The sequence below is a fragment of the Micromonospora sp. CNZ295 genome, assembly GCF_004217535.1.
The window spans coordinates 6,178,904-6,202,881 of the sequence record NZ_SHKZ01000001.1 but is presented as its reverse complement, the minus strand read 5'-3'; the positions used below and the strand labels follow the sequence as shown (position 1 = coordinate 6,202,881).

The 23,978-nt window shown below is 73.4% G+C and carries 23 protein-coding genes and 1 riboswitch; of the genes, 13 read left to right on the top strand and 10 right to left on the bottom strand.

All coding sequences use genetic code 11. The features are described from left to right. Positions 1-98: 98 nt before the first annotated feature. A riboswitch (TPP riboswitch) is annotated at positions 99-204 on the bottom strand. A 130-nt stretch (positions 205-334) separates the two neighbouring features. From EV376_RS28825 to EV376_RS28810, 4 genes are all read left to right on the top strand, one after another. Beyond that, a complete protein-coding gene (locus EV376_RS28825; RefSeq protein ID WP_130328255.1) occupies positions 335-1,156 on the top strand; it encodes an alpha/beta fold hydrolase in 822 nt (273 codons plus the stop codon). A 107-nt stretch (positions 1,157-1,263) separates the two neighbouring features. Further along, a complete protein-coding gene (locus tag EV376_RS28820) occupies positions 1,264-2,013 on the top strand; it encodes an SIS domain-containing protein (protein WP_130328916.1) in 750 nt (249 codons plus the stop codon). Positions 2,014-2,198: 185 nt separating this feature from the next. Continuing rightward, positions 2,199-2,750 (top strand): DUF6328 family protein, encoded by a 552-nt coding sequence (locus tag EV376_RS28815; protein WP_130328254.1) that lies wholly within the window; start codon positions 2,199-2,201, stop codon positions 2,748-2,750. 68 nt (positions 2,751-2,818) lie between these two features. Further along, positions 2,819-4,831 (top strand): acyl-CoA dehydrogenase family protein, encoded by a 2,013-nt coding sequence (locus tag EV376_RS28810; RefSeq protein WP_130328253.1) that lies wholly within the window; start codon positions 2,819-2,821, stop codon positions 4,829-4,831. Positions 4,832-4,965: 134 nt separating this feature from the next. On the opposite strand, the gene EV376_RS30410 is transcribed toward EV376_RS28810, so the two are convergent. From EV376_RS30410 to EV376_RS28780, 7 genes are all read right to left on the bottom strand, one after another. Beyond that, complete coding sequence (locus tag EV376_RS30410; protein ID WP_165438138.1) at positions 4,966-5,133, bottom strand: hypothetical protein; 168 nt, start codon at positions 5,131-5,133, stop codon at positions 4,966-4,968. Between the two features lie 92 nt (positions 5,134-5,225). After that, positions 5,226-5,831, bottom strand: coding sequence for a hypothetical protein (locus EV376_RS28805; protein ID WP_130328252.1), 606 nt, complete (start codon positions 5,829-5,831; stop codon positions 5,226-5,228). Between the two features lie 98 nt (positions 5,832-5,929). Next, entirely contained in the window at positions 5,930-6,229 is a 300-nt protein-coding gene (locus EV376_RS28800) for a metalloregulator ArsR/SmtB family transcription factor (RefSeq protein ID WP_130328251.1), read from the bottom strand. A gap of 37 nt (positions 6,230-6,266) precedes the next feature. Next, entirely contained in the window at positions 6,267-7,142 is an 876-nt protein-coding gene (locus EV376_RS28795) for a metal ABC transporter permease (RefSeq protein WP_130328250.1), read from the bottom strand. 2 nt (positions 7,143-7,144) lie between these two features. Then, the gene (locus EV376_RS28790; protein ID WP_130328249.1) at positions 7,145-7,906 is read right to left on the bottom strand and encodes a metal ABC transporter ATP-binding protein; all 762 of its coding nucleotides are present in this window, start codon (positions 7,904-7,906) and stop codon (positions 7,145-7,147) included. After that, on the bottom strand, positions 7,903-8,850 hold the full coding sequence (locus EV376_RS28785; protein ID WP_130328248.1) for a metal ABC transporter substrate-binding protein: 948 nt from the start codon (positions 8,848-8,850) through the stop codon (positions 7,903-7,905). Before EV376_RS28785 ends, EV376_RS28790 begins: the two co-directional genes overlap by 4 nt. Positions 8,851-8,904: 54 nt before the next feature. Further along, a complete protein-coding gene (locus EV376_RS28780) occupies positions 8,905-9,162 on the bottom strand; it encodes a hypothetical protein (protein ID WP_130328247.1) in 258 nt (85 codons plus the stop codon). Between the two features lie 27 nt (positions 9,163-9,189). Between EV376_RS28780 and EV376_RS28775 the strand changes: the two genes are divergently transcribed. The 4 genes from EV376_RS28775 to dusB all read left to right on the top strand — a co-directional run bounded on the left by EV376_RS28775 (position 9,190) and on the right by dusB (position 12,849). After that, complete coding sequence (locus tag EV376_RS28775) at positions 9,190-9,531, top strand: antibiotic biosynthesis monooxygenase (RefSeq protein WP_130328246.1); 342 nt, start codon at positions 9,190-9,192, stop codon at positions 9,529-9,531. Positions 9,532-9,555: 24 nt separating this feature from the next. Continuing rightward, positions 9,556-10,134, top strand: coding sequence for an Rv0361 family membrane protein (locus EV376_RS28770; RefSeq protein ID WP_486482836.1), 579 nt, complete (start codon positions 9,556-9,558; stop codon positions 10,132-10,134). A 110-nt stretch (positions 10,135-10,244) separates the two neighbouring features. After that, positions 10,245-11,624, top strand: a complete 1,380-nt coding sequence (locus tag EV376_RS28765; RefSeq protein WP_130328245.1) for a glycine--tRNA ligase — start codon at positions 10,245-10,247, stop codon at positions 11,622-11,624. 52 nt (positions 11,625-11,676) lie between these two features. Further along, positions 11,677-12,849 (top strand): tRNA dihydrouridine synthase DusB, encoded by a 1,173-nt coding sequence (gene dusB / locus EV376_RS28760; RefSeq protein WP_130328244.1) that lies wholly within the window; start codon positions 11,677-11,679, stop codon positions 12,847-12,849. Between the two features lie 183 nt (positions 12,850-13,032). Here dusB and EV376_RS28755 read toward each other — a convergent pair whose 3' ends face one another. Continuing rightward, entirely contained in the window at positions 13,033-13,683 is a 651-nt protein-coding gene (locus tag EV376_RS28755; protein WP_130324962.1) for a C39 family peptidase, read from the bottom strand. 446 nt (positions 13,684-14,129) lie between these two features. Beyond that, the gene (locus tag EV376_RS28750; protein WP_130328243.1) at positions 14,130-15,920 is read right to left on the bottom strand and encodes a beta-N-acetylhexosaminidase; all 1,791 of its coding nucleotides are present in this window, start codon (positions 15,918-15,920) and stop codon (positions 14,130-14,132) included. Positions 15,921-16,232: 312 nt separating this feature from the next. Between EV376_RS28750 and ppdK the strand changes: the two genes are divergently transcribed. Next, a complete protein-coding gene (gene ppdK, locus EV376_RS28745) occupies positions 16,233-18,941 on the top strand; it encodes a pyruvate, phosphate dikinase (RefSeq protein ID WP_130328242.1) in 2,709 nt (902 codons plus the stop codon). Between the two features lie 98 nt (positions 18,942-19,039). On the opposite strand, the gene EV376_RS28740 is transcribed toward ppdK, so the two are convergent. Further along, on the bottom strand, positions 19,040-19,522 hold the full coding sequence (locus tag EV376_RS28740; protein WP_130328241.1) for a roadblock/LC7 domain-containing protein: 483 nt from the start codon (positions 19,520-19,522) through the stop codon (positions 19,040-19,042). Between the two features lie 180 nt (positions 19,523-19,702). On the opposite strand from EV376_RS28740, the gene EV376_RS28735 reads away from it, so the two are divergent. The 4 genes from EV376_RS28735 (at position 19,703) to EV376_RS28720 (ending at position 23,912) form a co-directional block, all read left to right on the top strand. Beyond that, positions 19,703-20,056 (top strand): VOC family protein, encoded by a 354-nt coding sequence (locus EV376_RS28735; protein WP_130328240.1) that lies wholly within the window; start codon positions 19,703-19,705, stop codon positions 20,054-20,056. Beyond that, positions 20,053-21,318: a deoxyguanosinetriphosphate triphosphohydrolase gene (locus tag EV376_RS28730; protein ID WP_130328239.1), complete on the top strand. Its 1,266-nt coding sequence runs from the start codon at positions 20,053-20,055 to the stop codon at positions 21,316-21,318. The genes EV376_RS28735 and EV376_RS28730 overlap by 4 nt, the downstream gene beginning before the upstream one ends. Positions 21,319-21,328: 10 nt before the next feature. After that, positions 21,329-22,165 carry a siderophore-interacting protein gene (locus EV376_RS28725; RefSeq protein ID WP_130328238.1) on the top strand — a complete coding sequence of 279 codons (837 nt, stop codon included), beginning with the start codon at positions 21,329-21,331 and terminating at the stop codon, positions 22,163-22,165. 112 nt (positions 22,166-22,277) lie between these two features. Next, positions 22,278-23,912, top strand: a complete 1,635-nt coding sequence (locus EV376_RS28720; RefSeq protein WP_130328237.1) for a BCCT family transporter — start codon at positions 22,278-22,280, stop codon at positions 23,910-23,912. Positions 23,913-23,978: the final 66 nt, after the last annotated feature.

Sequence of the window (23,978 nt, the reverse complement as noted above, 5' to 3'; positions counted from 1 at the left end):
ATCCTCCCAGTCCTTGTGCTGTGCCGCGGCGGTTGCCGCGGGTCGCCGAACCAGGAGAAGACGCACGCCGCGCCCGGTGTGCCCGGACGGCGGCGCGGCTGTGAGGTCGACCGAACTCCCTGCGCTGGCATTACCCAGATCAGGTTCGAGGGTCTGCGGGCGGTGCCCGCACTCTCAGCGCTGTGCGCTCCCCTGTCGGATGTGAAGTTGTCCCATGACGCTAACACCTTTGAAGATCACCAGGCAAAGTGATCTACGCGCAGGTCAGCGCGGGCGTCCCGGCCGGTGGACCGGGGACCGGTGGCGTCCGCCCGGGCTGGGTAGGCTGCCGATCATGCGGATCGACGCCCGGGGCCTCACGTTCGACGTACGCGCCGGTGGGCCGGAGGGCGGTCCGCCCGTGCTCCTGCTGCACGGGTTCCCGCAGCACAGCGGGGAGTGGGCCGACGTGCTGCCGGCCCTGCACGCCGCCGGCCTGCGCACCTACGCGCTCGACCAGCGCGGCTACTCGCCCGGCGCCCGCCCGGCGGCGGTCGAGGCGTACCGGCTGGGAGAGCTGGTCGCCGACGCGGTGGCGGTGCTGGACGCCCTCGGCGTCGACGCGGCACACGTGGTCGGGCACGACTGGGGAGCGGTCGTCGGCTGGGCCCTCGCGGCGGCGCACCCCGATCGGGTACGCACGCTGACCGCGGTCTCCGTGCCGCACCCCGCCGCCATGGCGCACGCCCTCGCGAACGACCCGCAGCAGAAGGCGCGCTCGGCGTACATGCTGCTGTTCCGGCAGACCGGCAAGGCGGAGACGGCGCTGCTGGCGCTGAAGGCGGCCGGGCTGCGCCGGATGCTCTCCGGGGTCGGCGACGCCGACCGGGTGGCCGCGTACGCCGAGCCGATGCGTGCCCCCGGCGCGCTCACCGCGGCCTTGAACTGGTACCGGGCGATGTCCCGCGGTGACCTGGCGGCCGTCGGGCCGGTGCCGGTGCCGACGACGTACGTCTGGAGCGACCGGGACGTCGCGATCGGCCGCACCGCCGCCGCGGCCTGCGCGGCGCACGTGACCGGCGATTACCGGTTCGTCGAGTTGACCGGCGTGAGCCACTGGATTCCCGACGCGGCGCCCGCGCCGCTGGTCGAGGCGATCCTGGCCCGCGCCGGCTGAGGGGTGCCGGCCGCGCCGGCGGTTGGAGGATGTCGCCGCGCCGGCGGTTGGAGGATGTCGCCGCGCCGGCGGCCGAGGTGAGGGAGACGGAGATGGACGGCGGAGACGTGACCCCTAGCGCCGAGGACTTCCTGGCGGTGGTGACCGCGACCATGCAGCGTGTCGCGGCGAGCCAGCGGGAGGCGGTGGGCCGGGCCGCCGACCTGATCGCCGACGCGCTGCGCGCCGACGGGGTGGTGCACGCGTTCGGCACGGGTCACTCGGAGGCGCTGGCGATGGAGATCGCCGGCCGGGCCGGCGGTCTGGTGCCGACGAACCGGATCGCGCTGCGAGATCTCGTCCTCGTCGGCGGTGAGTCGCCGGACCTGCTCGGTCCCCGCCTGGAGCGGGACCCGTCGGTCGCGCACCGGCTGTACGACCTGGCGCCGGTCCGCCCGGCGGACATCTTCGTGCTGGCCTCCAACTCCGGCGTCAACGGGGCGATGGTCGAGTTCGCCTCGCTGGTCCGGGACAGGGGGCACCGGCTGATCGCCATCACCTCGGCCGACCACTCGGGACGGATGGCCTCGCGCCACCCGTCGGGGCGCAAGCTCGCCGACTTCGCCGACGTGGTGCTCGACAACGGCGCCCCGTACGGTGACGCGACCCTGCCGCTGCCCGGCGGCGGCGCCGTGGGGGCGGTGTCGTCGATCACCGCGGCCCTGCTGGCCCAGCAGATCACGGTCGAGGTGGTGGCCCGGCTGCTCGCCGCCGGGGAGCGGCCACCGGTCTACCTGTCGGCGAACATCGCCGGCGGCGACGCGCACAACGACGAGTTCGAGGCCCGGTACGCCGGCCGCATCCGCCGCGGCGCCTGAGCTGTCAGGAAGGGGCCCTTCTCGACGCCTCCGGTAGCGGAGGGGCCTTGTTGACACGGCGGCGGCGGTCGGCCGGCGTGCCCGCCGCTTGCCGTGAGCCGGTTTCGCGGCCCGCGCGGCGGGGCATCTGCGTTCCTGCTGACGGGGTGGGCTCCGTCGGGCGTACTCGACCGGAGGTAGGGCGCGTGTCCAAGGAGACCGAGAAGCAGCGCTGGCAGCGCAACTTCGCCGACCTGCTCCAGGAACTGCGGGTCGCACAGACGGGTGTGCAGATCCTCTTCGCCTTCCTGCTCACCCTGCCGTTCAGCGCCGGGTTCAGCCGGACGACGCCCTTCCAGAAGGACGTCTACATCGTCGCGCTGCTGGCCGCGGCCGGCGCCACCGCGATGATCATTTCGCCGGTCGCCTTCCACCGGGCCCTGTTCCGGCAGGGACGGAAGCCGGAACTGGTCCGCTTCGCGCACCGGATGGCCACGGGTGGGCTGGCGTTCATGCTGGTCTCGATGGTCTCCGCGGTGCTGCTGATCACCGACTTCGTTCTCGACCGGCCGATCGCCTTCGTGCTCAGTGCGGTCACCGGCCTCTGGTTCCTGGGCTTCTGGGCCGGCCTGCCGTTCGCCCGCCGCAACTGGGGCGAGGACGATCTGGACGACGATGACGACACCCCCGCGCCGTACGAGAGCTCGGCTCCGGCGGAACCGGTCAGTCGATCTTCATCGAGAGCTACCACTGGGTAACACCCGGGGGTAGCGTGGCAGGTGTCGAGCACGTCGACGCATCCGGACCGAGGTTCGAGGAGGCAGCCGTGACCACGACGCAGGACAGCCGGTCCGCACCCGACGGTGCCGAGCCCGATCCGGCCACCACCCCCGGCACCGCCGGCCCGCTGCCCACCGAGGCCGGTCAGGTCTCCGAGAAGGAGGCGCGCCAGGTCGCCGAGGCCGCCCGCGAGTCCTCCTGGGACCGTCCGAGCTTCGGCAAGGAGCTCTTCCTCGGCCGGTTCCGCCTCGACCTGATCAACCCGTGGCCCCGCCCGGCGCCGGAGGACGTCGCCCGGGCCGACGAGTTCCTCGGCCGGTTCCGCGACTACCTCGCGTCCGAGGTGGACGGTGCGGCCATCGAGCGGGACGCGGCCATCCCCGACGAGGTGTTCCAGGGGCTGGCCCGGCTCGGCGCGTTCGGCATGAAGATCGACCCGTCGTACGGCGGGCTGGGCCTGAGCAACCTGCACTACTGCCGCGCGCTGATGCTGGCCGGCTCGATCAACCCGGCGATCGGCGCGCTGCTCTCCGCGCACCAGTCGATCGGCGTGCCGCAGCCGTTGAAGATGTTCGGCACCGCCGAGCAGAAACAGCGCTTCCTGCCCCGGCTCGCCGCCGGCGAGGTGTCCGCGTTCCTGCTCACCGAGCCGGACGTCGGCAGCGACCCGGCCCGGCTGGCCACCACCGCCGAGCCGACCCCGGACGGCACCGGCTACCGGCTCAACGGCGTCAAGCTCTGGGCCACCAACGGCACCGTCGCCACCCTGCTGGTGGTGATGGCCCGCGTACCGGCCGGCGAGGGCCGGCGCGGCGGAATCACCGCGTTCGTCGTCGAGAGCGACTCCGAGGGGATCACCGTGGAACGGCGCAACGCCTTCCTCGGCCTGCGCGGCCTGGAGAACAGCCTCACCCGCTTCCACGACGTCTTCGTGCCGAAGGAGAACGTGATCGGCGGTGAGGGCAAGGGCCTGAAGATCGCGCTGACCACGCTGAACACCGGCCGGCTCTCGCTGCCCGCGATGTGTGTCGGCGCGGGCAAGTGGGCGTTGAACGTCGCCCGGGAGTGGGCGGCCGAGCGGGTCCAGTGGGGCCGACCGGTCGGCGAGCACGAGGCGGTGGCGCAGAAGCTGGCCTTCATCGCCGCGACCACGTACGGCATGGAGACCATGCTCGACCTGTGCTGCCTGCTGGCCGACGACGACCGCAACGACATCCGCATCGAGGCCGCGTTGGTCAAGCTCTACGCGAGCGAGATGGCCTGGCGGGTCGCCGACGAGCTGATCCAGATCCGCGGCGGGCGCGGCTACGAGACGGCCGAGTCCCTCGCGGCCCGGGGCGAGCGCCCGGCCGCCGTCGAGCAGATCCTGCGGGACCTGCGGATCAACCGCATCTTCGAGGGCTCGACCGAGATCATGCACCTGCTGATCGCCCGGGAGGCGGTCGACGCGCACCTGTCGGTGGCCGGCGACATCATCGACCCGGACGCCGGGCTCGGCCGCAAGGCCCGCGCCGGCGCGCGGGCCGGGGTCTTCTACGCGAAGTGGCTGCCGACCCTCGCGGTGGGTCGGGGGCAGGCGCCCCGGGGGTACGCCGAGTTCGGCCCGCTCGCCGGTCACCTCCGCCAGGTGGAACGCTTCTCGCGCAAGCTGGCCCGGTCGACGTTCTACGCCATGTCCCGGTGGCAGGGGAAGATGGAGCGCAAGCAGGCGTTCCTCGGCCGGGTGGTGGACATCGGCGCGGAGCTGTTCGCGATGGCGGCCGTCTGTGTCCGGGCGGCGGCCGAGCGGGACACGCACCCGGAGAACGTCGAGCTGGCCGACCTCTTCTGCCGGCAGGCCCGGGTCCGGGTGGACGCGCTCTTCACCGCGCTGTGGGACAACACGGACTCGGTCGACACGGCGGCGGCCAAGCGGATCCTCGCCGGCCGCTACGCCAGCCTGGAGGAGGGCGTGCTGACGCCGCCGGCCGACCTGCCCTGGGTCGCCCGATGGTCACCCGGCCCGTCCACCGCCACCGACGCCCGTCGCCGGATCCCGCGCCCGGACCGACCGGCTTGATCGACGCGGGATCCCGCAGGTCGCGGTGTGCCAGGCGGTCCGACACCGCGACCTGTGGCCTCTCGTTCTCGATCACGACCTGGCCGGCCGGGCCGGGGCGGGCCGGATCTGGCCGGGGCGGGGCGCCGGATCGGTCAGCGGGCGACGGCCCAGGCCAGCACCGCCGCCAGGATCAGGCCGTTCAGCACGGCCAGTCCGAGGTACGCCGCCGGCGGGATCCGCCGCCCCTGCCGGACGAAGCGGAGCAGGACCGCGGCGTAGCCGAGCAGCAGCACGGCGATCACGACCAGGAAGTAGAACACCCGACGACCTTAACGGCCGCACCCGACCGGTCGGGCAGGCTGTCCCGGTGCCGTGGCCGGCACCCCGGCCGTCCGCCGGCCGGGGTACCGCGTCAGCGGCTGGCCCGTACGCCGAGCTGGCGCAGCTCGAGCGCCGCCAGCGCCTCGACGGTGTCGTCGTCGCCGCGCCGCCACGCCTCCGCCACGTCGGGCGCGATCCGGGTCAACCGGCCGAGCGGCTGGGTGGCCAGCGCCCGCAGGGCGAGCAGGTCGCGGCCGGCGGGCGCGGCGGCCAGCCGGGCAGCGGCGCCGGCACGGCGCATCCACCGCACCCGCAGCGGAAGCCAGCCCAGCAGCACCACGCCGAGCGGGAACACCAGCACGGCGACGGTGAGGGCCAGGGCCAGCTGGTCGACCAGTTCCTGCTGGTCGCGGCCGGCCTCGGCGAGGGACCGCGCCGCCCCGGCGGCCCGCTCGAACGGCGCGGTGAGCTCGTCCCCGACCAGCGGGACCCGGCCGACCTTGCCGCCGGCCTCGGCCAGGTTGTCGGCCAGGCCGCCACCGGCCCCCTCCAGCTTCTGCCCGGGTACGGCGAGCTTCTGCACCAGGTCGTGCAGCCACAGCGCGCCGCGCACCGACGCGTACACCCAGGCGACGACGAGCAGGTCGGTGAGGAACTGGCGGGCGGCGGTCACAAAGCGATCGGCGTAGATCTTCACGCCGGACAGCGTCGCACGCCGGCGCGGCCGGGGCACCCCGTGCGGACAGGTGTCAGGACGGGGCCCGTGGACAACGCCCGGCGGTGAACCGGGGACCCTTACACGCTCTCGCCGGCGTGGCTCACCGCGTCGGCCACGATGTGCGCGACGTGCTCGTCCACCAGCGCGTACGCGATCTCGCGCCCGCGCCGGGAACCCCGGACCACGCCGGCCCCGCGCAACACCCGCAGGTGCTGGGAGACCAGCGGCTGCGGTGCGCCGAGCTTGTCGACCAACTCGTGCACGCACCGCTCGCCCGCGGCGAGCTCGCTGACGATGGCCAGCCGGATCGGCGCGGACAGGGCGCGCAACAGCTCGCTCGCCCCCTCGAAGGCGTCGTAGCCGGACCCGCTGCTCACCGGGTAACGGTAACCAATGTCACGCGCGGGCCGCTGCTCAGGACCGGTCCAGGACGACCTCGTGCGGCTCGGCGGCCGGTGCGGCGGGCGGGGTGACCCGGCGTCGGCGCAGCGTACGCCAGCCGGCGCCGCCGAGCGCCACCAGGGCGAACGAGGCGATCGCCATCAGCACCACCGACGCGCCGGGGGCGGTGTCGGCGTTGGCGGCCACGTAGACGCCGGCACCGGCGGCGAAGAGGCCGAGCGCCATGGCCGCCGTCATCGTGCTGCGGAAGCCGCGGGTCACCTGCTGCGCGGCGGCGACCGGCACCACCATCAGCGCGCTGATCAGCAGGACGCCGACGGCGCGCATCGCGATCGTCACGGTGACCGCGGTGGCGACCGCGAGAAGCAGGTTGAGCGTACGGACGGGCAGTCCGGAGACCCGGGCGTACTCCTCGTCGTGGCAGATCGCGAACAGCGCCGGGCGCAGCGCCAGCATGGTCACCAGGATCGCCGCGCCGAGCACGGCGATGGTCACCAGGTCCGCGGGCTTGATGGTGGACAGCGAGCCGAAGAGGTACGCGTTGAGGCTCGCGCTGGTGCTGTCGGAGAGCCCGACGAGCATCACGCCGCCGGCGATGCCGCCGTAGAAGAGCAGGGCCAGGGCCAGGTCGCCGGAGGTGCGGCCCCGGGCCCGGACCAGCTCGATGGTGATCGCGCCGAGGCTCGCCACGATCACCGCCACCAGTACCGGCGAGCGGTTGAGCAGCAGGCCCGCGCCGACGCCGGTCAGTGCCACGTGCCCGACCCCGTCGCCGATCAGCGCCAGCCGCCGCTGCACGAGGTAGATGCCGAGCGCCGGAGCGGCCAGGCCGATGACCAGCGCACCGATCAGGGCCCGCTGCATGTACGGGTACTGGAAGAGTTCCATGCTCAGCTGCTCCAGAGCCCGGCGGGCTCGTCGGGACCGTGCGGGTGCACGTGGTCGTGGTCGGGGTCGGCGTGGTGGCCGGCGGGCTCGGGCACCGGCCCGTCGTGGGCGATCCCGCCGGCGTGCACGACGACGGCCCGGGAGATCAGCGGGCGTAGCGGCCCCAGCTCGTGCGCGACCAGCAGTACCGTGCCGCCGCCGGCGACGAAGTCGGTCAGCGCCCCGGCGAACGCCTCCTGGCTGGTGGCGTCGACCCCGGCGGTCGGCTCGTCGAGGACGAGCAGCTCCGGTTCGCCGGCCAGCGCCCGGGCGATCAGCGTCCGCTGCTGCTGCCCGCCGGAGAGGGTGGCGACCGGGTCACCGGCCCGGTCGGCGAGGCCGACCGAGGCCAGCGCGGCCGCCACCGCTGCCCGGTCGGCGCGGCCGGGCGGGCGCAGCACCCCGCGGCGGGCCAGCCGGCCGGAGGCCACCACCTCGCGGACGGTGGCCGGTACGCCGCCGCCGGCGCCGAGGCGCTGCGGGACGTACCCGATGCGGTGCCACTGCCGGAACCGGCGCAGCGGCTGGCCGAAGAGGGTGACCGACCCGGCGCCGAGCGGGACCAGCCCGAGCGCGGCGCGGATCAGCGTGGACTTGCCGGAGCCGTTGGCGCCGAGCACGGCGACCACCTCGCCGGCGGACACGGTCAGGGAGACGTCGCGCAGCACGGCGCGGCCTTCGTAGCCGACCGCCGCATGCGTGATGGCGATGACCGGTGCGGTCACGAGCAGCCCAGGGCCGTGCGCAGGGTCGTCAGGTTGGTGCGCATGACCGAAAAGTAGTCCCCGCCGGTGTCGCCGGGCAGGCCCTCCAGCGGGTCCAGCACGGCGGTCTTCGCGCCGACCTCGCCGGCGATGGTCTCGGCGACCTTCGGGCTGACCAGCGTCTCGAAGAAGATCGTCGTGGCCTGGTGCTCGCGGGCTTCCTGGGCGACCTCGGCCAGCCGTCGCGGTGACGGTTCGGTCTCCGGGCTCAGGCCGGTCATGCCGACCTGCTCCAGCCGGTAGCGCTCGGCCAGGTAGCCGAACGCGGTGTGGCTGACCACGATCTCCCGCCGCTGGCAGTTCTCGAGGCCGGCGGCGAACTCGGCGTCGAGCTTCTCCAGTTCGCCGCGGAGGGCCGTCGCGCGGGCGGTGTAGTCGGCGGCGCGGTCCGGGTCGGCCTCCCCGAGCCGCTCGGCGAGCCGGTCGCCGACCGCCGCGAGCCGGGTTGGGTCCAGCCACAGGTGCGGGTCCCTGCCGCCGGTCCCCGCCGCCTGCTGCCCGCCCTCGCCCTCGTGCTCGTGCCCGCCGGCGGAGGCGTCCAGCAGCGGCGCGACGGTGGTCACGTCGAAGGCCCGGTCGGCGGCGTTCTGCTCCACCGCCTCGTCGACCTGCGGCTGGAAGCCCTTCAGGTAGACGACCAGCTCCGCCTGCGCCACCTCGCCGACCTGGCTCGGGTTGAGCTCGACGTCGTGCGGCTCGGCGCCGGGCTTGACCAGGTTGCTGACCGTCACCGCGGCACCGCCGACCCGCTCGGCGAGGAACTGGAGCGGGTAGAACGCGGCGACGACGTCGACGCGCTGCGGGTCCGCACCGGTCTGACCGCCGGAACAGGCGGTGGCGCCGCCCAGCGCGAGCAGGGCGGTGGTGGCGGCGGCCACGGTACGCGCGACGGAGCGGTTGTTCATGAAGTCAACTGTCCGCGCCAACGATAATGATTGTCAAAAACGCATAAGTGCATGTCAGAGCAGCTTGACCAGACCGGCCGTGACCAGCAGCGTCAGCATCAGCAGCCGGATCACCCGGGTCTGCGGCGCCTGGACCGCCCACGTGGTGACCAGGAGCGCGGCCACGCCCGCCGCCAGGGCCAGCGTGAGCAGCCCGCCGAGCACGCCCGGGGTGAAGAAGGCGACCAGCACCAGCACCAGGGTGACCAGGAAGACCGTCGTCGGGTTCGCCCGGGCCAGCCGGGTCGCCATCGGGCTCTGCGTACGCTGCATCCCACAGACTCTACGAGGAGGAACCCCGTGCTGGTGACCAACCGGTTCGTGGTCGAGGTCGATGTCGCCGACGACTTCACCGCGCGGGCGCACGCCGCGCTCGCCGCGCTCGCCGCCCGCCCCGGGTATCTGCGCGGGCAACTCGCGCGGTCGCTGGACGACCCGCGGCACTGGTGCCTGCTCACCGAGTGGGAGTCGGTCGGCACCTACCGGCGGGCGCTCGGCGACTTCGACGTCAAGGTCACCGCGATCCCGTTGCTCGCCGAGTCGCTCGACGAGCCGTCCGCGTACGAGGCGCTCGCCACCGCCGCGCCCGGCGGTGAGGTGGTCGTGGCCGCGAGCGATCGGGCCGCCGGTCCTTACCGCTGAGCCGGTACGCACTACATTGATCTCATGACCGCTCCCGGACCGGCCGCCTCCTCGCCGTACCCCCCGGTGCCCGGCCAGGCCGGCGGCGCGCCACCGCCCGCCGTGCCCGGCCAGCCCCCGGAGCCGGGCGTCCCCGCCCCGCCGGCCGGCCCGGGAGTGGCGCCGCCCTTCGCGGCGCCCCCGACCGAGGGCCGCAACACCCGGCTCTGGCTGGGCCTCGGCGCCGGCGCGCTCGCCCTGCTGCTCTGCTGCGGTGGCGGCGGGGCGGCGGTGATCGGGCTCGCGGTGACCGGTGTGCAGGCGATCGAGGAGCAGGGCCGGGCCGTCTCCACCGACTACTACCGCGCCCTGGTGGAACGCCGGTACGGCGCGGCCTACGACCAGCTCTGCGACTCGGCGCAGCGGCGCGAGTCGCGGCGGGAGTTCGAGCGGCGCGTCGCCGACGAGCCGCGGATCGCGTCGTTCCGGGTCGGCGACGTCGACCCGAACACGCTGACCGTGCCGGTCGACGTCACGTTCACCGGCGGCGACCGCGAACGCCAGCAGGTCAACCTCGAACAGGACCGGCAGACCGGCGAACTGGAGGTGTGCGGGGTCAACTGACCCGCCACCGGTATTCTGCTGGGCTCGGGAGGCCGCCGGCCGTACCGTTGTCCCGAACTGATTGATCCATCCCCGGTCCCCGCCGGCCGCCAGCCGGCGTAGGAGGAAACATGCCAGCCGACCGTATCGACGCCGTTGTCAGCCTCGCCAAGCGCCGGGGCTTCGTCTTCCCCTCCAGTGAGATCTACGGGGGCACCCGCTCGGCGTGGGACTACGGTCCGCTCGGCGTGGAGCTGAAGGAGAACGTCCGCCGGCAGTGGTGGCGGACGATGGTCCAGCAGCGTGACGACGTGGTGGGCCTCGACTCCGCTGTCATCCTGGCCCGGGACGTCTGGGCCGCGTCCGGCCACCTGGACGCCTTCGTCGACCCGCTGACCGAGTGCCAGTCCTGCCACAAGCGGTTCCGGGCCGACCACCTCGAGGAGGCGTACGAGGCCAAGCACGGCCGCCCGCCGGCCTCGCTGACCGAGCTGAACTGCCCGAACTGCGGCAACAAGGGCACCTTCACCGAGCCGAAGATGTTCAACGGCCTGATGAAGACCTTCCTCGGCCCGGTGGAGAGCGACGAGGGCCTGCACTACCTGCGGCCGGAGACCGCGCAGGGCATCTTCGTCAACTACAAGAACGTCGAGACGGTGGCCCGCAAGAAGCCGCCGTTCGGCATCGCGCAGACCGGCAAGTCGTTCCGCAACGAGATCACCCCGGGCAACTTCATCTTCCGCACCCGGGAGTTCGAGCAGATGGAGATGGAGTTCTTCGTCGAGCCGGGCACCGACGAGGAGTGGCACGAGTACTGGCTCCAGGAGCGCTGGAACTGGTATGTCGACCTCGGCCTCACCGAGTCCAACCTGCGCCTGTACGAGCACCCGAAGGAGAAGCTCTCCCACTACTCGAAGCGCACGGTCGACATCGAGTACCGGTTCCAGTTCGGCGGCACCGAGTTCGCCGAGCTGGAGGGTGTCGCCAACCGCACCGACTTCGACCTGTCCACGCACAGCAAGCACTCCGGCGTCGACCTGTCGTACTTCGACCAGAGCAAGCAGGAGCGCTGGGTCCCGTACGTCATCGAGCCGGCCGCCGGCCTCACCCGCGCGGTGCTGGCGTTCCTGCTGGAGGCGTACGACGAGGACGAGGCGCCGAACACCAAGGGCGGCGTCGACAAGCGCACCGTGATGCGTTTCGACCCGCGGCTCGCCCCGGTGAAGGTGGCGGTGCTGCCGCTGTCCCGCAACGAGGCGCTCTCGCCCAAGGCCCGGCAGCTCGCCGCCGACCTGCGCAAGCGTTGGATCGTGGAGTTCGACGACTCGCAGGCGATCGGCCGCCGCTACCGCCGGCAGGACGAGATCGGCACCCCGTTCTGCGTGACGGTGGACTTCGACACGCTCGACGACAACGCCGTGACCGTGCGGAACCGGGACACCATGGCCCAGGAGCGGATCGCGCTGGACCAGGTCGAGCGCTACCTCATGGAGCGCCTCCCCGGCTGCTGAGCTGCGAGTACGAGCCCCGACCGGCACCGGTCGGGGCCCGTACACTTGTCCGGTGACCGCGACGACCGTTCCTGCGCTGCGCCCGTTGACGATCGGGCGGCACCAGGTGTGGCCGCCGGTGGTGCTGGCGCCGATGGCGGGCATCACCAACGTGGGGTTCCGCCAGCTCTGCCGGGAGCAGGGTGGCGGCATCTACGTCTGCGAGATGATCACGACGGTCGCGCTGGTCGAGCGGAACCCGAAGACCCTGCGCATGATCGCCTTCGGTCCGGAGGAACGCCCGCGCAGCCTCCAGCTCTACGGCACCGACCCGGAGATCACGGCGGCCGCCGTGCGGATCGTCGTCGAGAAGGACCTCGCCGACCACATCGACCTGAACTTCGGCTGCCCGGTCCCCAAGGTCACCCGCAAGGGCGGCGGCTCCGCCCTGCCGTGGCGGCGTCGGCTCTTCGCGCGCCTGGTCAGGGCCGCGGTGGACGCCGCGTCGCCCGCCGGGGTGCCGGTCACCGTCAAGATGCGCAAGGGCATCGACGACGACCACCTGACGTACGTCGAGGCCGGCCTCGCCGCACAGGACGCGGGCGTCGCGGCGGTGGCCCTGCACGGGCGTACGGCGGCGCAGCGCTACTCCGGCACCGCGGACTGGGACGCGATCGCCACCTTGAAGGCGGCGCTCGACGTGCCGGTCCTCGGCAACGGCGACATCTGGGAGGCCGACGACGCGCTGCGGATGGTGGCGCACACCGGCGTCGACGGGGTCGTGGTGGGGCGTGGCTGCCTCGGCCGCCCGTGGCTCTTCGCCGACCTGGAGGCCGCGTTCAACGGGTCTCCGCGGCGGCGGCTGCCGACGCTGGGCGAGGTGGCGACGACGATGCGCCGGCACGCGGAACTGCTGGTCGAGCAGTTCACGGCCGGCGCCAGCAGCGCGACGCGGGGCGAGCGGGACGGCTGCACCGACTTCCGCAAGCACGTCGCCTGGTACCTGAAGGGCTTCCCGGTCGGCAGCGAGCTGCGCCGGTCGCTCGCCATGATCGACAGCCTGGCCCAGCTCGACGACCTGCTCGGCAAGCTCGACCCGGCGGCGCCGTTCCCGGTGGAGACCCTGGGCCAGCCGCGCGGCCGGACCAACTCGCCGGGCAAGGTCTTCCTGCCCGACGGTTGGCTGGCCAGCCGCGACGACGACACCGTCCCCGAGGGCGCCGAGCTGGACGCCTCCGGCGGCTGACCCTGCCCCCGCGCGTCCCCTCCGCGCTCCCGAGGTGCGGCAGGTTCGGGGAAGGTGCTGTCTCGGTCGGTGTTGGGGGGATGTCTTCGCTGATGTTGTCGTTTCCTCGGGGGAGGCGGGGGTGGGGATGGCGAACGGGCCGGCCCCTGGTGGGGGCCGGCCCGTTGGTGGGTGGTGCGGGTGTCAGTTGGTGGAGTAGCCGCGGGTGGCGATCCAGTCGGCGAGGGCGTCGGTGGTGATCCAGTACTCGGCGGTGTTCGGGTTCGCCGAGTCGGTGATCTTGACCTCGTGGCCGCTGTCGCGGTAGCCGGTCACGGAGATGTAGTGTCCGCCCTCGAAGGAGTGCAGGCCGCCGTCGACGTCGGTGGCGGTGCCGGCGATGTTGGCCACCACGGCCCGGCCGTCGTCGATGGTGCGCACGATGTCGGCGCGCAGCTTGTCGGTCTGCTTGTCGTCGGCGCGCGGCGAGCTGATCTCGACGCTGCGGTAGACGTCCTTACCGGTCTCCTTGTTCAGTACCGGGGTGATGTCGTTGATCGAGTTGGTGCCGGCCTCGGTGGTGCCCATCCGCTCGGCCATCGAGTCGACGTCGATGTCCTTGCCCTGCACGGACAGGGCGTTACGGGCCGCGGCCGGGCCGCAGTAGTAGAAGTTCGGCTGTGCCTGGTAGTCCACCCGCAGTTCCCGCTCGCCCTTGCGGTCGGCCTGCACGGCCGCCGGCTTGTCGGTGGTGGGGGCGGCGAACACGGCGGTCGCGGGGGCGGCCACCGCGCCGCCGGTGACGAGGACACCAGCGGTGGTCAGCACGGTCTTACGCAGCAGATCGGTACGCATGATCGAAGCCCTTTCACTCGGGGGTACACGCCACCGGCGAGGGGGATGCCGTGCGGCGCGGTCAGGAAAGGTGGATCAAGAAGGGACCAGCCCGGCCGGGGTGCTCCGGGGGTCCGGGGAGATGTAACCGTCGGGGGTCCCGGGTCATTCCCGGCGGCCGGCCACCCCGAGACGGGGGCGGGGCCAGGGTCCCGCGGTCACGACCATGTACAACGACCCGGCCCACCCACCCATTCCACGACCCGGGTGACCCCCACCACCCGACACCGCACCCCAAACCGGACAACCGCGCCCGGGATACCCGGCGGAAACCGCGCACCGGCCCGGGCCGGACCCGGGCTCGACATCCACGACATCGGGGTCTCCGGCACCCGGCCACCCCCGAAACGCAGGAACCGGACCCGGTCACGCACCAGTGACCGCCGCGTCCGCGGCCATGTCCGGGGTCAGCCGGACGCGGTCGTGCTCCCGGCGGTATCGGCCTCCGTACGCGGGGCGGGAACCGCGCCCGGCGACGCCGGCCAGGGGATCTCCGGGGAGCGGTGGAACCGGATGCCGGCCGCCGCCCAGCGGGGCCCGTGCCCGGCGAGGCGCTCGCGGAACGCCGCCCAGTCGTGCGTGGCCGGCGACGACCAGCCCAGCTCGGCGATCGCGGGCAGCCGGGGCAGGAGCATGAACTCGATCTCCGCGAGCGAGGTGACCGATTCGGTCCAGAGCGGGGCCTCCACGCCCAGCACCGCCTCCGCCGGCACGTCCGCCACATGCGTCGCCGGATCCCAGTCGTACGCTCGCCGCACGTCGATCAGGCCGGCCCAGTCGTGCCCGATCGGGGTGTCCGGGGCGTACTTCATGTCCACGTACGCGTGGTTCGCGGGGGAGAGGATCAGCCGCGCGCCCCGGCGGACCGCGTCGGCGGTGGCGGGATCCGCGCGATCGGTGCCCCACCACTGCAGCACCCGCCCCTCGACGTGGGCGGCCGGCGCGAGCTGGTGCCAGCCCAGCACGCGCTTCCCGAGCCCGGCGACGATCTGCTGCACCCGCTCGACGAACCCGGTGTACGCCGTCCCCTTCACCTTGAACGCCTCGTCGCCGCCCACGTGCAGCCACCGGCCGGGGGTGAGGGCGGCCACCTCGCGGAGCACGTCGGCGACGAAGTCGTACGTCCGCTCGTTGGCCGGGTCGACGTAGCTGAAGCCGACCTCGGTGCCGGTGTACGGCGGCGGCGCGACGCCGTCCGGCGCCAGCTCCGGGTATGCCGTGAGCGCGGCGTTGGTGTGCCCGGGCAGGTCGATCTCCGGTACGACGGTGATGTGCCGGTCGGCGGCGTACGCGACGATCCGCCGGTAGTCGTCCTGCGTGTACCAGCCGCCGCGGTTCCCGCCGACCGCCGTCGCCCCGCCGACCGTGGCCAGCCGGGGCCAGGCGTCCACCGCGATCCGCCAGCCCTGGTCGTCGGTGAGGTGCAGGTGCAGGTGGTTGAGCTTGTACCGGGCGAGGTGGTCGATGACCCGCAGCACGTCGTCGACCCCGAAGAAGTGGCGTGCCACGTCGAGCATCGCGCCCCGGTACGCGAAGCGGGGACGGTCGGTGATCGACCCGCCCGGCAGCGTCCAGGCGGCGGCGACCGGTCCGGTCCGCTCGATCGCGGCCGGGAGGAGCTGTCGCAGCGTCTGCGTGCCGTGGTGCAGCCCGGCCGGGGTGGCGGCGCCGATCCGGACCCCGGCGGGCGTGATGTCGAGCCGGTAGCCCTCGGGGCCCAGCCCCGGGTCGTCGTCGAGCACGAGCGCGATGTTCTCGGCCGGTTCGGGACGGGCCGCGTCGACGACCGGCAGCGGGTACCCGGTGGCCGGCCGGAGCAGGCCGGCGAGCCGTTCGGCGACGGCCCGCGCGGCGGGAACGGCGCTGACCCGGATCGCCGCGTCGGCGGGCAGCGTGAAGTCGTCGCCGGGCGCCGGGTGGACCTGCTCGGGGGCGGGCACCACGGCGTTCAGCCGGACCGGCGCCGACGCCAGCCGGGCGCCGGCCGCACGGGCGGCCAGCCGGGCCAGCTCGCCGGCCGCCGCCACCGCGGCCGGGACGGCCTGGCCCGCCGCCACGCGTTCGTCAGCCGGGGCGGGCTCGTCGGTCGGGAGGCCAGCGGGCTCCGCGACGGGCGCGACCGGCTCGGGCGCGGGCGCCGGCGAGGTGCCGGGTCGGGGCTCCGGCGGCTGCTGGGGCGTGGCGGCGGTGGGGGGCACGGGTACGGCTCCGAGGGGTGTATTCGCGGCGGTTATGGCAAAGGCAGGTTCAGGGATTGCGGTGCGTCAAGAGTACGAGGGAGGCGGCAATTGCGTGTTCGTGCGCATGGAAGCGTTCCCAACAACCCGCGCGAACGCGGATAGTCGTGATAGCTGTGCCGATTGTCACCGAACGGTCCCAGGCCACTCGATGTTCGCTTAACCTTCGCCCACCGATCGGCATGTGCCCCGGGATTACCGGTGACCGGCCCCGGGGTATGTGGCAGCTGAACCTTCGTTAAGTGTCAATTCCGGCGCGCGTGGGAGGCTCTGGTGGCAGCGCAAGAGACGGTCGATCACAAGTACGTCTACGACTTCGCCGAGGGCAACAAGGAGCAGAAGGACCTGCTCGGCGGCAAGGGCGCCAACCTTGCCGAGATGACCAACCTCGGCCTGCCGGTGCCGCCCGGCTTCACGATCACCACGGAGGCGTGCAAGGCGTACCTCGCCACCGGCGCCGAGCCGGCCGGGTTGGCCGGCCAGATCAGCGCCCATCTCGGCGGGCTGGAGCGGGCGATGGGCCGCAAGCTCGGCGACCCGCGCGACCCGCTGCTGGTCTCGGTACGCTCCGGCGCCAAGTTCTCGATGCCCGGCATGATGGAGACCGTCCTCAACGTCGGCCTCAACGACGACAGCGTGGTGGGCCTCAGCGCGCAGGCCGGCGGCAACGACCGCTTCGCCTGGGACTCCTACCGCCGGCTGATCCAGATGTTCGGCAAGACCGTCTGCGACGTGCCGGGCGACGAGTTCGAGCACGCCCTGGACGACGCCAAACGCGCCAAGGGCACGACCGACGACCTCGACCTGGACGCGGACGACCTGCGCGCCCTGGTGGACGCGTACAAGAAGATCTTCAGCACGCACACCGGCCGGGAGTTCCCCCAGGACCCCCGTGAGCAGCTCGACCTCGCCATCCGGGCGGTCTTCGAGTCGTGGAACGCCGAGCGTGCGATCATCTACCGCCGGCAGGAGCGGATCCCCGCCGACCTGGGCACCGCGGTCAACGTGGTCGCCATGGTCTTCGGCAACCTCGGGCCGGACTCCGGCACCGGCGTCGCCTTCACCCGCGACCCGGCCAGCGGCGCCCAGGGCATCTACGGCGACTACCTGGCCAACGCGCAGGGCGAGGACGTGGTCGCCGGCATCCGCAACACCGTCCCGCTGCAGGAGCTGGAGCGGATCGACAAGAAGTCCTACGACGAGCTGCTCGACTACATGGCCCGCCTCGAAGGGCACTACAAGGACCTCTGCGACATCGAGTTCACCATCGAGCGCGGCAAGCTCTGGATGCTCCAGACCCGGGTCGGCAAGCGCACCGCCGCGGCGGCGTTCGTCATCGCCGGGCAGCTCGTCGACGAGGGCCTGATCGACGTGGACGAGGCGCTGCACCGGGTCAACGGCGCCCAGCTCGCCCAGCTGATGTTCCCGCGTTTCAAGCTGGACCACGAGTTCAAGCCGGTCGCCAAGGGCATCGGCGCGTCACCGGGCGCGGCGGTCGGCAAGGTCGTCTTCACCTCCGCCCGGGCGGTGGAACTGGCCGGCGAGGGCGAGGCGGTGATCCTGGTCCGCCGGGAAACCAACCCCGACGACCTGAACGGCATGATCGCCGCGCAGGGCATCCTCACCTCGCGCGGCGGCAAGACCAGCCACGCCGCCGTGGTCGCCCGCGGCATGGGCAAGACCTGTGTCTCCGGCGCCGACGAGCTCGACGTCAACATTCCGGCGAAGCAGTTCACCGTGGCCGGGCAGACCGTCAACGAGGGCGACGTCATCTCCATCGACGGCACCACCGGCAGCGTCTACCTCGGCGAGGTGCCGGTCATGCCCTCCGAGGTGGTGCAGTACTTCGAGGGCGAGCTGGACCCGGAGCAGACCGACGACCCGCTAATGAAGGCCGTACACCGGATCATGACCCACGCCGACGCGCGACGGCGGCTGGCGGTCCGGACGAACGCCGACACCGGTCCGGACGCGGCGCGCGCCCGGCGCTTCGGCGCCCAGGGCATCGGCCTGTGCCGCACCGAGCACATGTTCCTCGGCGACCGCCGTGAGCTGGTCGAGCGGCTGATCCTCGCGGCCACCGACGCCGAGCGGCAGGACGCCCTCGCCGCGCTGCTGCCGCTGCAGCGGGAGGACTTCATCGAGATCTTCCGGGAGATGGACGGCCTGCCGGTCACCGTGCGGCTGATCGACCCGCCGCTGCACGAGTTCCTCCCTCCGCTGGAACAGCTCGCCGTCAACGTCGCGGTCGCGCAGGAGCGGGGCGAGGACGTGGCCAAGGAGGAGGCGCTGCTCGCCGCCGTCCGGCGGATGCACGAGGAGAACCCGATGCTCGGCCTGCGCGGCGTCCGGCTCGGCCTGGTCATTCCCGGGCTGTTCGCCATGCAGGTACGCGCGATCACCGAGGCCGCCGTCGAGGTCACCCGGGCCGGCGGGTCGGCCTGCCCGGAGATCATGGTCCCGCTGGTCGGTGCGGTGCAGGAGCTGGAGACGGTACGAGCCGAGGCCGAGAAGATCATCGCCGAGGTGGTCGGGGACAGCGGGGTCGAGGTGCTGATCGGCACGATGATCGAGGTGCCCCGCGCGGCGCTGACCGCCGGCCAGATCGCCGAGGCGGCCCAGTTCTTCTCCTTCGGCACCAACGACCTGACCCAGATGGGCTGGGGCTTCTCCCGGGACGACGTGGAGGGCGCCTTCTTCTGGCGCTACCTGGAGCTGGGCATCTTCGGCATCTCGCCGTTCGAGTCGATCGACCGCGACGGCGTGGGCCGGCTGGTGCGCATCGCCGCCGAGGAGGGCCGCGCGGCGCGGCCGGAGCTGAAGCTCGGTGTCTGCGGTGAGCACGGCGGTGACCCCGAGTCCGTGCACTTCTTCCACGAGGTGGGGCTGGACTACGTCTCCTGCTCACCGTTCCGGGTGCCGGTCGCCCGACTCGAGGCGGGCCGCGCCGCCGTGGAGACCACCGGGTCCGACAGCCGCTGACGAACGTCCGGCGGGCGACGGCGGGCGTGGCCCGGCCGTCGGGGAACCCACCCCGGGTTCCCCCGGCCCGTTACCGCACGGCCCGCCGCCGCTGCCGGTCAGCGGATCGGCGGGCGGCGCCAGGCGGTGCGGTGGGCGCTCCGGCGGGGCAGCGTCGTCGTCGGGGTGTGGTAGGCCGGCGGCGCGGCCGTGGCGGGCGCCGGGACGCGGGGCCGGGCGTCCAGTGCGGAGCCGGCCCGATCGGCCACCGCGCGCGCCTCGGCGTGCAGCCCTTCCAGGTCGTCCGTGCTGTCGGCGACCAGCGTGAGCAGGGCGTCCCGGCCGGCCCGGTAGGTGACGACCGCGCCGGCCGTGGTGCGGACCATCGCCTCCCGGAACTCACCCCGGCGCGCCGTGGCCGCCACCCGGCCGGCCACACCGTAGCCGGCCGCGGCGAGCGCCGCCAGGTGGACGGCGTCCGTGCCCGGCAGGTCGCTGCCGATGACCATGCCGTCGGTGCCGGACAGCACCGCGCCGGCCACCTCCGGACGGCGCCGTCGCAGGCGTAGCAACTCCGACTCCACCATCGTGTCGACGTCCACGTCTGTCCTCTCCGTACGGTGACCGTGCGCGTCGGGAACGTTACCGCCGGCCCACCTCCGGCCGCGACCCCGGTGACCGTCTGCGATCGGCCGGCAACTCCTGTCTGAACGGGGGTTGCGGCCGGTTCCGCCGGCTGTCGTGGGCGCGCCGCCGAGAGCGTTCGGGCGTAACCTGTCGGGATGAGCAGCGCCTGGGAGAGCCTGATCGTCGATGCCCGTGACCCCGCGCGGCTGGCCCGCTGGTGGGCCGAGGCGCTGGGTTACCAGGTCGTGACGGAGAAGCCGGGCGAGGTGGCGATCCGGCAGGCGCCCGACCGATTGCCCGGCATCGTCTTCGTGCCGGTGACGGGCGGCAAGGAGGGCAAGAACCGGCTGCACATCGACCTGCGTCCGGAGGACCAGGAGGCGGAGGTCGAGCGGCTGGTGGACATGGGCGCCCGGCACGTGGACGTCGGCCAGGGCGACGTGGGGTGGACGGTGCTCGCGGATCCGGAGGGCAACGAGTTCTGCGTCCTGCGGCAGCGTTCCGGGTGACCCGACCCGACCCGGACGAGCGGCGGTGGGTGGACGAGCCCCCGAAGGACACCGGGTACGGCCGGTCGGCGTACGAGCGGGACCGGGCCCGGGTGCTGCACTCGGCGGCGTTCCGGCGGCTGGCCGCCAAGACCCAGGTGCACACGGCCGGGACCGACGACTTCCTGCGCACCCGGTTGACGCACTCGCTCGAGGTCGCCCAGATCGCCCGGGAGATGGGCGCGCGGCTCGGCTGCGACCCGGACCTGGTCGACACCGCCGGGCTCGCCCACGACCTGGGGCACCCGCCGTTCGGGCACAACGGCGAGGACGCGCTGGACGTCCTCGCCGCGCCGTGCGGCGGCTTCGAGGGCAACGCCCAGACGCTGCGCGTCCTCACCCGCCTCGAGGCGAAGGTCATCGGACCGGACGGCGCCTCCGCCGGGCTGAACCTGACCCGGGCCGGGCTGGACGCGGTCAGCAAGTACCCGTGGCCCCGCCGGCCGGGTGACCGGAAGTTCGGCGTGTACGCCGACGACCGCCCGGTCTTCGACTGGCTGCGCGCCGGCGCCCCGGACCAGCGGCGCTGCCTGGAGGCGCAGGTGATGGACTGGGCCGACGACGTCGCGTACTCGGTGCACGACGTCGAGGACGGCATCCACGGCGGTTACCTGACCCTGCGCCCGCTGCTGCTGGACGCGGACGAGCGGGCGGCGCTCTGCGCCGACGTGGCCACGACGTACTCGGGCGAGTCTCCGGCGGACCTCGCGGAGGTGCTCGTCGACCTGCTCGCCGACCCGGTGCTCGCGCCCCTTGCCGGGTACGACGGCAGCCACCGGGCGCAGGCCGCCCTGAAGGCGACGACCAGTGTGCTGACCGGGCGTTTCGTCTCGGCGGCCGTGGCCGCCACCCAGGCCGGATTCGGCCCGGGCCCGCACCGCCGGTACGCCGCCGACCTGATCGTGCCGCGCGAGGTCCGCGCCCGGTGCGCACTGCTCAAGGGCATCGCCCTGCGGTACGTGATGCGCCGACCCGGCTCCGCCGAGCGCTACGAGCGCCAGCGCCGGATCCTCGCCGACCTGGTCGGCGCGCTGTCCGACCGGGCGCCCGACGCGCTGGACGCGGTGTTCGCCCCGCTGTGGCGGGCCGCGGCGGACGACGCGGCCCGGCTGCGGGTGGTTGTCGACCAGGTCGCGTCGCTGACCGACCCGGGGGCGGTGGACTGGCACGCCCGCCTGGTCGGCGGCACCCCGCCGGTGGGCGGAGTCAGCAACTTAGGCTAGCCTAAGTCGCATGACGGAGCGCCCGAAGAAGGTAACGTCCGCGCGGGTCGTCCGGACCGGGCGGCCCACCCCGCACGTCGTCCGGCTGGTGCTCGGCGGCGACGAGCTGGCCGGCCTGCCGGTGGGCGAGTTCACCGACCACTACATCAAGATCCTCTTCCCGGTGCCGGGCGTGGTCTACCCCGAGCCGATGGACCTGGCGGCGATCCGTCGTGACCTGCCGCCCGCGTACTGGCCGCGGCTGCGCGCGTACACCGTGCGGGCCTTCGATCCCCGCACCGGCGAGCTGACCGTGGACGTGGTGCACCACGGCGAGGAGGGCCTGGCCGGGCCGTGGGCGGCCGCGCTGCGCCCCGGCGACCCGGTGCGCTTCGTCGGCCCCGGCGGCGGGTACGCCCCGAGCCCGGACGCGGACTGGCACCTGCTGGTCGGCGACGAGAGCGCGCTGCCGGCGATCGCCGCCGCGCTCGAACGGCTGCCGGCCGGGGCGCCGGCCACCGTCGTCGTCGAGACCAGCGGCCCGGCCGAGGAGCAGCCCCTGCCCAGTCCCGGCGACGTGCGGCTGACCTGGCTGCACCGCGGTGACCGGCCGGTCGGGGAGGCGCTCGTCACGGCGGTCCGGGCCCTCGACTTCCCGCCCGGGGACGTGCACGCCTTCGTCCACGGCGAGGCGTCCTTCGTCAAGCAGTTGCGCCGGCTGCTGCGCGTCGAGCGGGGCATCCCGCGCGAACGGCTCTCCATCTCCGGCTACTGGCGGCGCGGCATGGACGACGAGGGCTGGCGGGCCAGCAAGCCGGACTGGAACCGTCAGGTCGAGGCCGAGGAGGCCACCGCGTACGTCGCCTGAGCCCGCGCCCACCCGCCCGCTGCCGCAGCCGGCACCGGGGACTCCCGCGGCCCGTCCGTCGATTTCGACCCTGCCGGGGCGGCCCGACCAGCAGGATGGGCTGGGGGTGGTCATGGGCGAGCAGGTGGAGCGGCGGCCCGCCGCCGAGGGCGTGGACCGGGTCGTGCTGGCGCTCGCGGTGGCGGGCGTCCTGGCCGTCGTGGCCTGGGGGATCCTCGCCCGGGAGTCGCTGGCCGCGTTCGGTGAGTCCGGGCTGAGCTGGGCCATCGACACGTTCGGCTGGTTCTTCGTCGTCGCCGCCGACGCCTTCCTGGTGCTCGCCGTGGTGCTGGCGCTGTCCCGGTTCGGCGCGATCCGGCTGGGTGCCGACTCCGACCAGCCCGAGTTCAGCACGCTGGCCTGGATCGCCATGATGTTCAGCGCCGGCATGGGCATCGGTCTGGTGTTCTTCGCCGTCGCCGAGCCGATCCAGCACTACGCCACGCCGCCACCGGCCACCGGCGTGCAGCCGCAGACCGGCGCGGCCGCCTCGGCCGCCATGCAGTTCACCCTGTTCCACTGGACGCTGCACCCGTGGGCGATCTACGCGGTCGTCGCGCTCGCGCTCGCGTACTCGACGTTCCGCAAGGGGCGGGAGAACCGGATCTCGGCCGTGTTCCGGCCGTTGCTCGGCGCGCACGCGGACGGCGCGGCCGGCCGGGTGATCGACCTGTTGGCGGTCTTCGCCACGGTCTTCGGCACCGCGACCAGCCTCGGTCTGGGCGCGCTCCAGGTCGCCGCCGGCCTGGACCTGGTCGCCGGGGTGCCGGACAGCAGGGCGGTGGAACTGGTGGTGATCGGCGCGCTGACCCTGGCCTTCGTCGTCTCGGCCTTCTCCGGGCTGCACCGGGGCATCAAGTGGCTGTCCACCACCAACGTCGTGCTGGCGGTCCTGCTGATGCTGTTCGTCTTCGTGGTCGGGCCGACGGTCTACACGCTGGAGGTGCTGCCCGCCTCGGTCGGCGACTACCTCAGCAACCTGATCTTCATGTCGACCCGTACCGGGGCGTTCTCCGACCCGTCCTGGCTGGGTTCGTGGACGATCTTCTACTGGGCGTGGTGGATCTCCTGGGCGCCGTTCGTCGGCACCTTCATCGCCCGCATCTCCCGTGGGCGCACGGTGCGGCAGTTCCTGGTCGGCGTGCTGCTGGTGCCCAGCGGGGCCAGCGCGATCTGGTTCGCGGTGCTGGGCGGCAGCGCGCTGCGTACCCAGGCCACCGGCACCCGCGACCTGGTGGCCGACACGGCGGCCGGCACCGAGCAGGCGCTGTTCGGGCTGCTCGACGCGCTGCCGCTGGCCGTCCTGACCAGCTGGCTGGCCATGGTGCTGGTGGCGCTCTACTTCGTCACCAGCGCGGACTCCGCCTCGCTGGTGCTGGGGTCGCTCACCTCCCGGGGTGCGCTGCGCCCGCACCGGGTGCTCGTGGTCAGCTGGGGCGTGCTGATCGGCGCGACCGCGGCGGCACTGCTGCTCGCCGGCGGCCTGGACGCGCTCCAGCAGGCGACGATCATGGTCGCGCTGCCGTTCGTGGTGGTGATGCTCGCCCTGGCCGCCGCGCTGGTCAAGGAGATGTCGCAGGATCCGGCGGTCCGCCCGGCGCCGCCCAGCAAACGGTACGGCCTGGCCGCCGCGGTCCGCGCGGCCCGCTCCTACGAGGAGGAGGACCCGCCGCCGGTCACCCGCTACCTGCGTCGCCGGCCCCGCTGAACGCCTCCGGTTGCAGATTTTCGCCGCACAGGTATTGAAGAGTGGCAAGAGTTGACATAGACATCA